General features: G+C 64.5%; 13 protein-coding genes. 5 read left to right on the plus strand and 8 right to left on the minus strand.

Annotation, left to right across the window (positions count from 1 at the left end; genetic code table 11):
* Positions 1–8 precede the first annotated feature (8 nt).
* The 8 genes from cobA to AC4D1W_RS08970 all read right to left on the minus strand — a co-directional run bounded on the left by cobA (position 9) and on the right by AC4D1W_RS08970 (position 8,600).
* A complete protein-coding gene (gene cobA, locus AC4D1W_RS08935) occupies positions 9–1,247 on the minus strand; it encodes a uroporphyrinogen-III C-methyltransferase (protein ID WP_490898535.1) in 1,239 nt (412 codons plus the stop codon).
* Positions 1,244–2,092 carry an ABC transporter permease gene (locus AC4D1W_RS08940; RefSeq protein WP_490898536.1) on the minus strand — a complete coding sequence of 283 codons (849 nt, stop codon included), beginning with the start codon at positions 2,090–2,092 and terminating at the stop codon, positions 1,244–1,246. The genes cobA and AC4D1W_RS08940 overlap by 4 nt, the downstream gene beginning before the upstream one ends.
* Entirely contained in the window at positions 2,076–2,810 is a 735-nt protein-coding gene (locus AC4D1W_RS08945; protein WP_490898537.1) for an ABC transporter ATP-binding protein, read from the minus strand. The genes AC4D1W_RS08940 and AC4D1W_RS08945 overlap by 17 nt, the downstream gene beginning before the upstream one ends.
* Positions 2,811–2,825: 15 nt before the next feature.
* Positions 2,826–4,211, minus strand: a complete 1,386-nt coding sequence (locus tag AC4D1W_RS08950; RefSeq protein WP_490898538.1) for a sulfate adenylyltransferase subunit 1 — start codon at positions 4,209–4,211, stop codon at positions 2,826–2,828.
* Positions 4,211–5,236 (minus strand): sulfate adenylyltransferase subunit CysD, encoded by a 1,026-nt coding sequence (gene cysD, locus AC4D1W_RS08955; protein WP_490898539.1) that lies wholly within the window; start codon positions 5,234–5,236, stop codon positions 4,211–4,213. The genes AC4D1W_RS08950 and cysD overlap by 1 nt, the downstream gene beginning before the upstream one ends.
* On the minus strand, positions 5,233–5,973 hold the full coding sequence (locus AC4D1W_RS08960; RefSeq protein ID WP_490898681.1) for a phosphoadenylyl-sulfate reductase: 741 nt from the start codon (positions 5,971–5,973) through the stop codon (positions 5,233–5,235). The genes cysD and AC4D1W_RS08960 overlap by 4 nt, the downstream gene beginning before the upstream one ends.
* A gap of 2 nt (positions 5,974–5,975) precedes the next feature.
* The gene (locus AC4D1W_RS08965) at positions 5,976–7,712 is read right to left on the minus strand and encodes a nitrite/sulfite reductase (RefSeq protein WP_490898540.1); all 1,737 of its coding nucleotides are present in this window, start codon (positions 7,710–7,712) and stop codon (positions 5,976–5,978) included.
* Between the two features lie 129 nt (positions 7,713–7,841).
* The gene (locus AC4D1W_RS08970) at positions 7,842–8,600 is read right to left on the minus strand and encodes a sirohydrochlorin chelatase (protein ID WP_490898541.1); all 759 of its coding nucleotides are present in this window, start codon (positions 8,598–8,600) and stop codon (positions 7,842–7,844) included.
* A gap of 62 nt (positions 8,601–8,662) precedes the next feature.
* Between AC4D1W_RS08970 and AC4D1W_RS08975 the strand changes: the two genes are divergently transcribed.
* The 5 genes from AC4D1W_RS08975 to AC4D1W_RS08995 all read left to right on the plus strand — a co-directional run bounded on the left by AC4D1W_RS08975 (position 8,663) and on the right by AC4D1W_RS08995 (position 12,805).
* Entirely contained in the window at positions 8,663–9,301 is a 639-nt protein-coding gene (locus AC4D1W_RS08975; RefSeq protein WP_490898542.1) for a trimeric intracellular cation channel family protein, read from the plus strand.
* A gap of 35 nt (positions 9,302–9,336) precedes the next feature.
* Entirely contained in the window at positions 9,337–9,759 is a 423-nt protein-coding gene (locus tag AC4D1W_RS08980) for a hypothetical protein (protein ID WP_490889851.1), read from the plus strand.
* Entirely contained in the window at positions 9,756–10,229 is a 474-nt protein-coding gene (locus tag AC4D1W_RS08985; RefSeq protein WP_490889853.1) for an HIT family protein, read from the plus strand. The genes AC4D1W_RS08980 and AC4D1W_RS08985 overlap by 4 nt, the downstream gene beginning before the upstream one ends.
* 136 nt (positions 10,230–10,365) lie before the next feature.
* Positions 10,366–11,661, plus strand: a complete 1,296-nt coding sequence (locus AC4D1W_RS08990; RefSeq protein ID WP_490898543.1) for an ABC transporter substrate-binding protein — start codon at positions 10,366–10,368, stop codon at positions 11,659–11,661.
* Positions 11,662–11,674: 13 nt separating this feature from the next.
* A complete protein-coding gene (locus tag AC4D1W_RS08995; protein WP_490898544.1) occupies positions 11,675–12,805 on the plus strand; it encodes an acetylxylan esterase in 1,131 nt (376 codons plus the stop codon).
* Positions 12,806–12,856: the final 51 nt, after the last annotated feature.

Here is a 12,856-nt window from a genome sequence, read left to right on the forward strand (position 1 = left end):
TGGGAGCGCTATTGGCTTGTTATCTGCGCACCCAGCGGGAAGTTCGTGGGTTGCCAGTGTGGAGAGAGCGCGACGACGTCACCCACCACGATCACAGCGGGAGACTTCACCCCGCGCTCTTCGGCGAGGTCGGCGATCGTGGCGAGGGTGCCGGTGGTCACGCGCTGCGATTCCATCCACCCGTCCTCGATGATAGCGACGGGTGTGGATGCCGCCCGACCACCGCTGATAAGCGATGCCGCGGAGGACCGCAGCAGCGATACCCCCATCAGGAGGATCAGGGTGTGGTCGCTTCCCTGCGGGATGAGCCCGGTCTGCTGGCGGATGTCTTCGTGCCCCGTGATGACGCTGAAGCCCTTCGCCACTCCCCTGTGGGTGACAGGGATTCCCGCGGCGGCCGGCACCGAGATGGCGGACGTGACACCCGGAACAACCTCGACGGGGATACCGTGCTCACGGCAGTAGGCTCCCTCCTCACCACCGCGTCCCAGCACGTACGGGTCTCCGCCCTTCAGCCGGACCACACGATGGCCGAGCAGCGCCTGCTCCACCAGAATCCGGTTGATCTCGTCCTGCGGCACAGGATGGTGGCCGGGGAGCTTGCCCACCTCAATCACCTGAACGTCCGGCGATAGGCCGGCGAGCAGCGAGCGCGGCCCAAGTCTGTCAGCGACCACGACGTCGGCCTGCGCCAGGAGCCTCCGGCCGCGGGTGGTCAGCAGACCCGCATCAGCGGGTCCTCCACCCACCAGGGCAACCGAACCCAACCCGTCCTCGCGGCGGTGCCGCCTCAACGGCAGCTCACCGGATTCGAGGGCGGCAGCGACGCCGTCGCGCAGGGCTGCGGCACGCTTCGGGTCACCGTGGGTGTTGACGGCCACCGTCACGTCATCAATGCGTGCGACGGCGGGAACCCAGGCTGCAGAGGCTCCGGAGTCACCGCCCTTGACGCACCAGATGCGGACAGCGTCCGCCTCGGCAGCGATCCGGTCCTGCACCTCGGCGGAACCGGAGTGGGCGAGGACCAGCCAGGCGCCGTCGAGATCAGCAGTGCGGTATTCGCGCTGCTGCCAGTCCACCCGGCCGGCAGTAGCGGCATCAGCGATGTCCTCACAGGCGTAGGGCGCTACGACCGTGACCAGGGCGCCGTCGTCGAGCAGCGCCTGCAGCCGACGCGCGGCCACGGGCCCGCCGCCGACCACGAGCACGCGGCGGCCGCGCAATTGCAGTCCGAGGGGGTAAGTCATCGTGAACCTCCGGTGAGCAGGCCGCGGCGGCGCAGCAGTCGTCGTTCGAGCGGGCCGAAGACCAGCACCTCGATCACCACGCCGACTACCAGGATCAGCAGGATGGTCGCCATCACGCCGCCGATGTCATCGATTTCGCGTCCGCGCTGCAGCAAGGTGCCCAGACCCAGGCCGAGCTCCTGCCCGCCGGCGATGATTTCCGACGCCATCAGTGCGCGCCAGCAGAATGCCCAGCCCTGTCGAAGGCCCGAAATGTAGGACGGGAGGGCGGCCGGGAGAACAATGTGCAGCGCGGTGTCCCAGGTCCCCGCCCCAAGTACGCGCCCCACCTTGCGGTGCAGCGGCTGGATCTGGTCCACGCCGGCGAGCAAGCCGTTGACGATGGCCGGAACTGCGCCGGTAAGAACCACGAAGTACACCGTGGCGTCGGTAACCCCGAAGAAGAGGATTGCCACCGGAACCCAGGCCACGGTGGGCAGCGTGAGCAGGAACGTCATGTAGGGCGCGACGGCGGCGCGCAGCCACACCGAGGCGGACAGCACGAGCGCCAGCACGGTGCCTACAATGACGGACAGGAGGAATCCTGGCACGCCCCGGCCCAGGCTTGTGGCGACACCCTGGACAAGCTCACCGGTTGCCCAGAGTCGCCCCAGAGCGGCAAAGAGCTCCGCCGGACCTGTTCCACCGCTGGCCGAGGAGGCTGCGGCCCACAGGCCGAGCACCACCACGAGAGTGGCTACGGGTGCCAGCGTCAGCAGGACGCCGCGGGAACGGGAGGCGCCAGGGCCCGCCGACACTACCCGGGCGGGACGGGCAAGCTTGAGTGGTTCAGCTAACTGCGGCAAGACCGTGCACCTCCCGATGGAGTACGTTCTTGATGGTTTCGGCCAGGGCTGCCCCCGCGACGGCATCATGGCGCTGGGTATCGGAGACCTGCCACTCCCCGGCGATGGCTCCTTCGTCCGAGGCCAGGAGAATGACGCGCTGGCCCAACCGGATAGCCTCGCGCACGTTGTGGGTAACGAGGACGATGGTCCGGCCCGTGGCGTGCCAGATGTCTTCCAGCTCATCGTGCAGGAAATCGCGCGTGATGGAGTCCAGTGCGCTGAACGGCTCGTCCATGAGGAGCAGGCTGCGGTTCTGCGCAAGCGCGCGGGCAAGAGCTACCCGCTGCTGCATTCCGCCTGAGAGCTGGTGGACTAGACGGTTGCCGGCGTCGGGAAGACGGACGATGTTCAGCAGTTCCTGTGTCCGCTCGGAACGTTGGTTCCGCGAAACGCCGGCGAACTTCAGCGCGAGCGAGATGTTGCCCGCTGCGCTGAGCCAAGGCAGCAGCGCCGACTCCTGGAACATGACCGCCGCAGGCGGGGCCAGGACGGTACCGCCGTCGGCGTGGTCCAGGCCGGCAACGATGTTGAGCAGGGTGGACTTGCCGGAGCCTGATCCGCCGACCAGGCAAAGGAACTCGCCCTTGGAGATGGACAGGTTGAGCCCCTCGAAGACCGGCGTGTTCCCGAAGTTCTTCGTGAGGTTCGCAATTTCGACGGTCGGTTCGCCGTTCACGGCGCACCGGGCGTGCTAGATGTCATAGCGTTCGTCCTCGCGGGCCGCCAGTTCAAGATGGTCGGATTCCACCAGGCCTGCGGCCAGGGTGTTGCCGTCCGAGGGATCGATGACCAGGAAAGCTCCGGTGCGGCGGAAGTTCACGTAGTTGTCCACGGGCAGCGCCGCCGCGAGCCTGATGTGGACGGTCCCGATGTCGTTGAGCTCCAGACCCGACGCCGGCTGATCGGCGAACGTCGACAGATCCAGCTTGTTGATGACCTGTCGAACCAGTCCCTGGACCGTCTTGCTGCCGTGCTTGATGAGGAGCCGCGAACCCTCTTTCAGCGGCTTCGGCGACAGCCAGCAGAGTGCTGCATACAGGTCCTGGGTGGGTTGCGGGAGTTGGGAGATCGAATCAGGCGAACCGGCTTCCGCAAGGAGGTCGCCGCGGGCAATGTCGATGTCATCGGCGAGCCGCAGCACCACGGACTGTGGAGCGAAAGCTTCCACCAGTTCCTGTCCGGCGAAGTCAATGCCGGTTACGGTCGTTTCGCGTCCGGACGGCTGCACCGTCACGGCGTCGCCAACCCGGATGGACCCGGCCGCCACCTGTCCGGCGTACCCCCGGTAGTCCCGGTAGGTTTCAGCGTCGAGCCCGGGAGCCACCGCGCCCTGCGGCCGGATGACGGTCTGGACCGGGAACCGGAACGCTTCGATGTCCGTCTCGAGATCGGCCAGCGCCGGAAGCTGCTCAAGGGTCTCCAGCAGCGACGGCCCGCCGTACCAGGGTGTCTTCTCCGAGCGGTCCACCACGTTGTCGCCCTCGAGGGCGGACACCGGAATGATGGCCGGCTCATCGACCTTCAGCTCGTGGGCAGCCTGCTTGAGTTGCGCTTCGACGTCACGGAAAACGGCCTCGCTGTAGTCCACGAGGTCGATCTTGTTCACCGCCACGATGATGTGCGCCACGCGGAGCAGCCGCGCCACCGCGAGGTGACGGCGGGTCTGCTCCAGCACGCCCTTGCGTGCGTCAATGAGCACGACGACGGCGTCGGCCGTGGAAGCGCCCGTCACCGTGTTCTTCGTGTATTGCACGTGACCCGGAGTGTCCGCGAGGATGAAGGTGCGGTTCGCGGTGGCGAAGTAGCGGTAGGCGACGTCGATGGTGATGCCCTGCTCGCGCTCAGCCCGGAGACCGTCGGTCAGCAGCGCCAGGTCCAGTCCACCGCGCTCCCCGCCGAAACCGCGCTCAGCGGAGGTGCGGGCAACGGCGTCGAGCTGGTCTGCGAGGACCGACTTGCTGTCATGCAGGAGGCGACCCACGAGGGTGGACTTGCCGTCATCGACGGAGCCCGCCGTAGCGAACCGAAACAGGGTGGAGTGCTCAAGTGCTGTCTCAACAGCGGTGGGGGTAGCCATTAGAAGTAGCCGTCCTTCTTGCGGTCTTCCATCGCGGCTTCCGAGATCCGGTCGTCCGCGCGGGTGGCGCCGCGTTCGGTGAGTGTGCTGAGGGCGACTTCGCGTACAACTTCCGCGACGGTCGCTGCGTCTGATTCGACTGCCCCGGTGCAGGACATGTCACCGACGGTGCGGTAGCGGACCGTACGCGTTTCCACGGCCTCCTTCTCGGTCGGCTGGGAAACCTCGCCGACCGCACGCCACATGCCGTCACGACGAAAAACCTCGCGCTCGTGGGCGTAATACAGGCCCGGGAGCTCAATGTTCTCCCGCTCGATGTAGCGCCAGACGTCCAGCTCGGTCCAGTTGCTGATCGGGAAGGCCCGCACGTGCTGGCCCACAGTGTGCCGCCCGTTGTACAGGTTCCACAGCTCGGGCCGCTGGTTGCGCGGATCCCACTGCCCGAATTCGTCCCGCAGGCTCAGGATCCGCTCCTTGGCCCGCGCCTTGTCCTCGTCACGGCGGCCTCCGCCGAAGACAGCGTCGAACCGGTTCGTGTTGATGGTGTCCAGCAACGGGACAGTCTGCAGCGGGTTGCGTGTGCCGTCAGCGCGGTCGCTCAGCTCGCCGCGGTCGATGTACTCCTGAACGGAACCGACCACCAGGCGGACACCGAGCCGCTCAACGGTGCGGTCGCGGAACTCGATGACCTCGGGGAAGTTGTGGCCCGTATCGACGTGCAGCACCGGGAACGGCACCTTACCGGGCCAGAAAGCCTTCGTCGCCAGGTGCAGCATGACCACGGAGTCCTTGCCGCCGGAGAACAGCAGGGCGGGACGTTCGAACTCGGCAACCACCTCGCGGATGATGTGGATGGCTTCGGATTCGAGGGCGTCGAGGCTTGAGAGTCGCTTCGCCGTAGCTTCACGCAGCTTAGACACGTCGCCTCGTTCCTCGGCGCCGCGATGCGCTGCTTCCGAAGCTACGGCTTCACTATTCACAGTCTTCACGCTCGCGTCCTCAATGATCTGAGTTGAATGGCTCATTGGTGGATTCCGCACTCTGTCTTCGCTAGGCCAGCCCAGCGGCCGGCTCTCGGGTCTTCTCCTGGTGCTACCGGACGGGTGCACGGCATGCAACCGATCGAGGGGTACCCGTTGGACAGGAGCATGTTCACCGGGACCTGGTGCTCACCGGCGTAGTCGAGGAGTTCATCGAAGCTCCACGCTGCCAGCGGGTTGATCTTGACCAGGTTGTGCACCCGGTCCCAGGTGACCAGGGGCGTGTTGGTCCTCGTGGGTGCTTCGTCGCGACGTACTCCGGTGAACCACACCTCGTAGCCGGAGAGCGCCTTCTTGAGGGGGTCCATCTTGCGCAGGGCGCAGCACTGGGCGGGATCCCTGTTGAACAGGTCCTTCCCGTAGGTTGCATCCTGTTCAGCGACGGTCAGTTCAGGCATGACGTCGACGATCGTGATGTTGAGCTGGTCGGCTACCTCGTCGCGGGTGATATGCGTTTCGGTGAAGTGGTAGCCGGTCTCAAGGAAGAGTACGTCCACGCCGGGGAACTGCTGCGAGACCAGGTGCGGAAGGACGGCGTCGGCCATGGAGCACGCCACGGCGGCCTGGGACAGGTTGAAGTTGCGGGCCACCCAGGCGATTATCTGATCGGCGGACGAATCCCAGCCGAGCTCTTCGGCGCCCTTGGCGGCGAGCGCCTTCAGTTCTTCGTCCGAACGCCGGGACCGCTTAGCGGCGTCAACGTCAACGTTCTCCGGTGACAGACTCACTGCAGTACTCCTTCGTCGACGCGGTGTGACCACTGGGCGAAGGTCTCGTTCTCATGCCGGTCCGCCGCGTATCGGCGTACCACGCGCTCAACGTAGTCGGGCAGGTTGTCGACGGTCACCTTGAGCCCGCGGATGGTGCGGCCAAGACCCGCTTCGCCCCGGTCCACGGCAGCCAGCCCACCACCGAGGTGAACCTGGAAGCCCGGCGTGGGGTCGCCGTCGGGCGTGGGAAGCATCATGCCCTTCAGCCCGATGTCCGCCGTCTGGATACGGGCGCAGGAGTTGGGGCAGCCGTTGATGTGCATCGCGATCGGCTGGGTGAGCGTACCGTCGTCGACGAGGTCTGCGAGGCGTCGCTCGAGTTCCGCGATGGCCGTGGCCGCGGTGACCTTGGTTTCAACGATCGCGAGCTTGCAGTACTCGATGCCGGTGCACGCGATGGTTGACCGGCGGAACAGCGACGGACGGGCGGACAGCCCAAGCGCATCGAGTTCCGTAACGAGTGGTTCCACCTGGTCCTTCTCGACGTCAAGGACAACAAGCTTCTGGTGGGGCGTGGTGCGCAGGCGGGTGGAGCCGTGTGCCTCGAGGGTGTCAGCGAGGGAGGTGAGGATTGTCCCGGAAACCCTGCCCACGGTCGGTGCGACACCGATGAAGAACTTGCCGTCCTTCTGCTCATGAATGCCTACGTGGTCGCCCGGGGTGTCGGGCTTGGGTGCGGCGGGGCCGTCAGGGAGCTCAAAGCCGAGGTACTCGTCCTGGAGGACCTGGCGGAATTTCTCGGTTCCCCAGTCGTTCAGGAGGAACTTCAGGCGGGCCTTGGTACGCATGCGGCGGTAGCCGTAGTCACGGAAGATGCTGGTGACACCCAGCCACACTTCGGCGGCGACATCGGGTGAAACGAAGACACCCAGCCGCTCGGCGAGCCGGGGGTTGGTCGAAAGCCCTCCCCCGACCCAGAGGTCGTAGCCGGCGCCCAGCTCGGGGTGGACCACGCCCACCAGGGCGAAGTCGTTGATCTCGTGTACGACGTCCTGGCTCGGGTGGCCTGTGATCGCGGTTTTGTACTTGCGCGGGAGGTTGGCCAGTTCAGGATCGCCGATGAACCGCTCGCTCAGTTCATGAATCAGCGGGGTGGGGTCGAGGATTTCGTCCTTGGCGATGCCGGCCACGGGCGAACCGAGGATGACGCGGGGAACGTCACCGCATGCCTCCGTTGTGGAGAGACCGACTGCCTCGAGGCGGTTCCAGATTTCCGGAACGTCCTCGACCCGGATCCAGTGCAGCTGGATGTTCTGACGGTCTGTGATGTCAGCGGAGTCACGGGCAAACTCGGTGGAAATGTTGCCGATGACCCGCAGCTGCTCGGTGGTCAAAGCACCGCCGTCGATGCGCACCCGGAGCATGAAGTACTTGTCTTCGAGTTCGTGCGGTTCAAGCGTGGCCGTCTTGCCGCCGTCGATACCCTGCCGACGCTGCGTGTAGAGGCCCCACCAGCGGAAGCGTCCGTGGAGGTCCGTGCCGTCGATGGAGTCGAAACCGTTTTTCGCGTAGATCGTCTCGATCCGCTCGCGGACGTTGAGCCCGTTGTCCTCCTGCTTCCACGTTTCGTTGGCGTTGAGGGGCGTGGTGCCGTCAACCTTCCACTGGCCGTGCGGCTTGGCGGCAGGCCTGCTTGCGCGGGGCTTCCGCGCAGTGTCTGTGGTGTCTGTGGTCGCGACTGAACTCGTCATGTAAAGACAGTAGGACCGGGGCGAGAGGCCCTTCAAAGGTTTGGCAACACCCGTTCACGTGACGACACAGCACGTCACAAAGGCGTCAGGGTATTGACAGGACTGGCGGTGTTCCCGGAATCTGCCCGATCACGGGCGGGCGCACACCTTCACGAGCTGCCTGCAGGGCCTGCCGCAGTCCCTGCCGGGGTCCGGCGCCTCAAGACGGCTGACGGCGTCGTCGTAACGGGCGAGCGCAATCTCAGCGACGGTCCTGGATGGGAGCAGCGGAGCACTCACTACGCTTGCCCCTGCCTTGGCCAGCTGGTCATGGAAGTAGCCCGGGGCCAGCAGGTAGGAAGCGATGGCCGGATTGGTGGCCCCTTCCTGCGCATCTGCAACCGCTTCCGGCACGGAGGGACGTGCGCTTGCGCCGTACCCAACGACGATCCGGCCGGGGCGCACCTCCGCGAGTTGCGCCGCGAGCTCCGCGACATCCACGCCGGCGCACGCGTCCGAGGACCCTGCCGCAGCAAGTACGACGGCGTCATCCGGCTCCACCCGGGCTTCTTCCAGCCGTTGCTGCAGCAACTCGGCCAGCCTCGGGTCAGGTCCCAGCGGAGCGGCGGCGTACGTGCCGGGCCGGCTCTGCACCGCCTCGGCAATGTCCACCTTCACGTGGTAACCCACAGACAGGAGCAGCGGCACGATTACGGCCGACCCCTCCGGGAGCGCGGCGACCACCTCAGGGAGGTCCGGCTGCTGGACATCGACGTAAGCTTCCCGGATGTCGAGTTCCGGGCGAAGCGCACGCATCTCGTCACGCAACCGGTTGACGGCAGCCTGCCCCTCGGCGCTGCTGGTGCCGTGTGAACACGCGATCAGGACGGGTTGGTTAGACGAAGGCATGTTGGCCATTGAAGCACCCGCCTGCGACTATTGACAGTTGTGTCCCGTAACGAATTGACCCCATGAACGCCCCGCTGATCCTTGACCTGTTCGGCGTTTTCTTTTTCGCTGTGTCCGGGTCTTTGCTGGCGGCGCGGAAAGGCTTCGACCTCATCGGCTCGCTCCTGCTGGCTTCCCTCGCCGCGCTCGGCGGCGGCGTGGCCCGGGACGTAATAATCGGTGTCGATCCCGTGGCATTCACGAACCCGCTGTATCTGGCGCCGCCTCTCCTGGCCACCTTTCTGGTTCATTTTCTCTACTCACGCTTCGAGAAGGTGACCAGCCTTCTGATGCTCTTCGACGCCGGCGGATTGGCGCTCTTCTGCATTGTCGGGGCCCTGAAGGCCATCAACACCGGATGGAATCCGGTCGCGGCAGTACTGCTCGGCGTCACTACCGCCGTCGGGGGTGGACTGTTGAGGGACGTCGTCGCGAACGAGGTGCCGCGATTGTTCAATCCGGGAGACATCTACGCGCTGCCTGCCTTCCTGGGCGCGGCCCTCACCGTCGTCCTCGCGAAGCTGGAACTGTTCAACGTCCTGACCGGAGTGACCGTCGCGGCACTGGTGTTCCTCCTGCGGGTTCTTGCCTGGCGGGCGGGATGGCATGCACCCCTGGCCACCCATTCACCGCGTCCTTCAGCGCCTCCCCCGGCGGGATAGGATTGAGCGATCCCCCAACCTCACCTGGAGCCACTGTGACCGAGCTGTTCCTGGATAAATTCCGCGCCCTCGTACCCGCTTACTTCGAGGAACCCTGGGTGGCGGAAGACGGCCTGTCTGAAGACGAACTGGCCCAGCTGCGGGAGGGCCAGGACTTCCCGCTCCCGATGGCGATGAGCGAGTTCTACCTCGCCGTCGGTGCTTCCGAAGACCTCATGGAAGCGTTCCACTACGTCTGGGATCCGGACGAGCTCGAAATCGAGGACGGTTTCCTGCTGTTCATGGAAGACGTCGATGAAAAGTTCGTCTGGGGCGTCAAGGCTGACCAGCTGACCGTCCCCGATCCGATCGTCTGGCGTCGCAACAACGCCCGTGGTTCCTGGAAAAATGAGGAAGGGACCTTCAGCGAATTCATGCTCGACATGTTCGACTGGGTGTTCGATGACGAGGCAGAATGACCTGGGTCACCCACGCTCCGCAAGGATACGAGTGCCCGTTCTGCGACCTGGCCTCGGGCGAATTCCGATTCGCCTCCAACCTCTGCGAGCCGGGCGACCTGATCTACTCGGATGACCTGGTTCTGGCGTTCATCGCCTCACACGGCTTCGAGCCGAACCCCGGGCACGTCCTGGTGACGCCTCGCGCCCACCACGAACTGCTGTACGAACTTCCCGACGACGTGGCCGGCCGTATCATGACCGTCACACGCGACATGGCGATCGCCATCAAGCGCGCGTGGAACCCGGACGGCGTCTCAACCCGCCAGCACAACGAACCCGCCGGCAGCCAGCATGTCTGGCACTACCACCAACATGTGCTCCCCCGCTGGCACGACGACGGCTTCTACTTCACGCCGAGGAGGCCCATCGTGGACCCGGCAATCCGCGCCGGCAAGGCCGCTGAACTTCGCAAGGCGCTGGGCCTCTAACCCGAGGCTCTTGACGGGTTTCGAATCAGCGGATAGCCTCAACTTCCTACTGAGAAAACGTTTTCTCATAGTGCTGCGATCCACCTGGGCCAGCACAACAGAGCACTGACGACCCACCACAGTGAAGGAAGATTCAATGACGAAGTTCCCGCGATCAGCCCGCGCCATCATGGCCACATCGCTTGCCATGACACTTGGTCTCACCCTGGGAGGTTGCGGGAACGGAGCGGAAGCTCAATCCGGGGACGGCAGCCTGCGGTTCTCCTGGTGGGGCTCGGATCCCCTGCACAACACCACCCTGGACGTCATAGAAGACTTCGAGGCCGAGAACCCGGACATCACCGTTGAAGGTGAGTACGGCGAATGGGGTGGCTACTGGGACAAATTGGCCACCATGACCGCAGGCGGAGACGCACCCGACGTCATCAACATGGACGAGAAGTACCTTCAGGAATACGCCGGCCGGGGCGCATTGACCGACCTCAGCACACTGCCAGGCCTGGACCTCTCAAAGTTCGATGAATCGGCACTGGAACTTGGTGCGTACGAGGACGGAATCTACGGTTTGACCACAGGCCAAAACGCCTATGTGGTGATGGTGAATAAGGATCTCTTTGAAGAGGCCGGTGTTGAGCTACCCGATGACACCACATGGACCTGGGAGGACTACTACGCCCTTTCGGCTGAACTGGCCGAAAAGCTCGGGGACGAAAGCGGAACAACGTATGGTGCGCAGGAAGCCGACCTGCGAATCTGGCTGCGGCAGCACGGCGAATCTCTGTACGGTGAAGAAACAGGAGTGGGCTACAGCGCCGCTACGGCCGCGGCATGGTTTGAGCACCTCCTCGATGTCCGCGATGAAGGCGGTGGAATGAGTGCTGCCCAGTTCACTGAGGAACAATCCGGCGCGTTCGAGGCCAGCAGCTTCCCCACAAACAAGGCCGCCATGGGGTGGTTCTGGTCCAACCAATTGGCATCGCTCGAGACGGCCACAGGAAGCAACATCGGCATGCTGCGGACACCTTCGGTTTCCGGGAAAGTGGCAGACAACGGAATGTATTACAAGTCGACGATGTACTGGTCCATCTCCAGCCAGTCCGATGACCAGGAGGCGGCGGCTGAATTTGTGAACTACCTTGCCAACAACGAGGACGCCGCAAAGCAGATCATGGTCGACCGCGGTGTTCCTGCCAATCCTGATATGGTCGCCGCCATTGAGCCGGAGTTGAGTGAAACCGAGCAGACTGTCGTGGACTTCCTCGAGGAGATCCGCCCGGACATGGCCGGGCCTGAGAAGATCTCGCCCGTGGGCGCCGGCGGCGTGCAGGACGTGATCAAGCGTTATGCCTCCGAGGTGCTATTTGACGCCCTCACCCCCCAGCAGGCTGCCGAACAGATGACCGCTGAGATCGAAGGACTGATCAACGCTTAGCAGCGTCCCCACCATGACAACAGAACCCAGCCCGATTGCAGGTTTTGAGGACTGGCCCGCCTATGTGCGGGCCAGCCCCCTGCATCAAGGGCACGACGACGGCAGTAGGCGGCTTGCGGCAACCCTCGGGGTCCCAGCGCTACCGAGTACGCAACCTGAGATCATGCACAGGACGGGTTGGGCTGTGGAGGGCGTCCAGGTGACCCAGCTCCAGTGGCAACTGTCTTATGGTCCTCCCACCACTGCGTACCTCCTGGTTCCAGAGCACCGTCGCGGACCGCTCCCGGCGGTGCTCTGGAACCAGTGCCACGCGGGGAACAAATGGTTAGGCTCCGAGCGGCTGATCGATATCGGGCCGGAAACACCAGAGGAAGTCTCGGTACTGCAAAGGGAACTGTATGACGGCCACGCTGTTGCCAACGAGGTCGCCCGGGCAGGCTTCGCAGTACTGGTTCACGACGCCTTCAGCTGGGGTAGCCGAAAGTTCACGCTGGATCCCGCTCCGCGTCGGACAGCGGACTGGGTTGAAGCGCGGATGGCACAGTGGGCTGAGCAGCGCATAGTCCCTTCGGCCGGGATGCTGTATAACGCAGCAGCGGCACACCACGAAAATACGATCGCAAAGGCTTCAGGCCTGCTGGGCACCAGCTATGCGGGGATGGTTGCACACGAGGATCTTGTTGCCCTGGCCATCCTGCGCTCGCTGCCTATCGTGGACCCTGAACGTATCGGCACTGCCGGCTTCTCGGGCGGCGGCGGCCGCTCACTCGCCCTCGCAGCACTCGCTCCTGATGTGCGAGCCTGCGTCATCTCCTGCATGATGACTACTTTTGCGGGCCTGTTCCCTGATCATCTCGACCATCACTCCTGGCTGCTCAACACGCCGGGGCTGGCACGAGCGTTCGACCTGCCGGAACTCACAACCCTGAATTCGGGATGCAGCTTCCTCGTGCAGTTTGCCGACACCGATCCGCTGTTTGCTCGAACTGGCATGCGGGACGCCGACAGGATGCTTCAGCGACTGCATGCGCAGGATACGGGCCGGTACACCGGAGCCTGGTACGACGAGGGGCATGTCTTTTCCTCGGCTTTGAGGAACGACGCACTCGGTTTTCTTCAGCGAAAATTGCAACCTTCCCTCTAGAAAAGATGAGAAGTGGTTGTCATCACCTGTGGATGCGGAACGGATGGCGCC

The sequence above is a fragment of the Arthrobacter sp. TJ-170 genome, from assembly GCF_058269305.1.

What these genes read in the sequence shown, in the direction of transcription:
- cobA (WP_490898535.1), bottom strand. Translation starts at nt 1,247, where the DNA reads ATGACTTACCCCCTCGGACTGCAATTGCGCGGCCGCCGCGTGCTCGTG.
- AC4D1W_RS08950 (WP_490898538.1), bottom strand. Translation starts at nt 4,211, where the DNA reads ATGGCTACCCCCACCGCTGTTGAGACAGCACTTGAGCACTCCACCCTG.
- cysD (WP_490898539.1), bottom strand. Translation starts at nt 5,236, where the DNA reads ATGAGCCATTCAACTCAGATCATTGAGGACGCGAGCGTGAAGACTGTG.
- AC4D1W_RS08965 (WP_490898540.1), bottom strand. Translation starts at nt 7,712, where the DNA reads ATGACGAGTTCAGTCGCGACCACAGACACCACAGACACTGCGCGGAAG.
- AC4D1W_RS08970 (WP_490898541.1), bottom strand. Translation starts at nt 8,600, where the DNA reads ATGCCTTCGTCTAACCAACCCGTCCTGATCGCGTGTTCACACGGCACC.
- AC4D1W_RS08975 (WP_490898542.1), top strand. Translation starts at nt 8,663, where the DNA reads ATGAACGCCCCGCTGATCCTTGACCTGTTCGGCGTTTTCTTTTTCGCT.
- AC4D1W_RS08985 (WP_490889853.1), top strand. Translation starts at nt 9,756, where the DNA reads ATGACCTGGGTCACCCACGCTCCGCAAGGATACGAGTGCCCGTTCTGC.
- AC4D1W_RS08990 (WP_490898543.1), top strand. Translation starts at nt 10,366, where the DNA reads ATGACGAAGTTCCCGCGATCAGCCCGCGCCATCATGGCCACATCGCTT.
- AC4D1W_RS08995 (WP_490898544.1), top strand. Translation starts at nt 11,675, where the DNA reads ATGACAACAGAACCCAGCCCGATTGCAGGTTTTGAGGACTGGCCCGCC.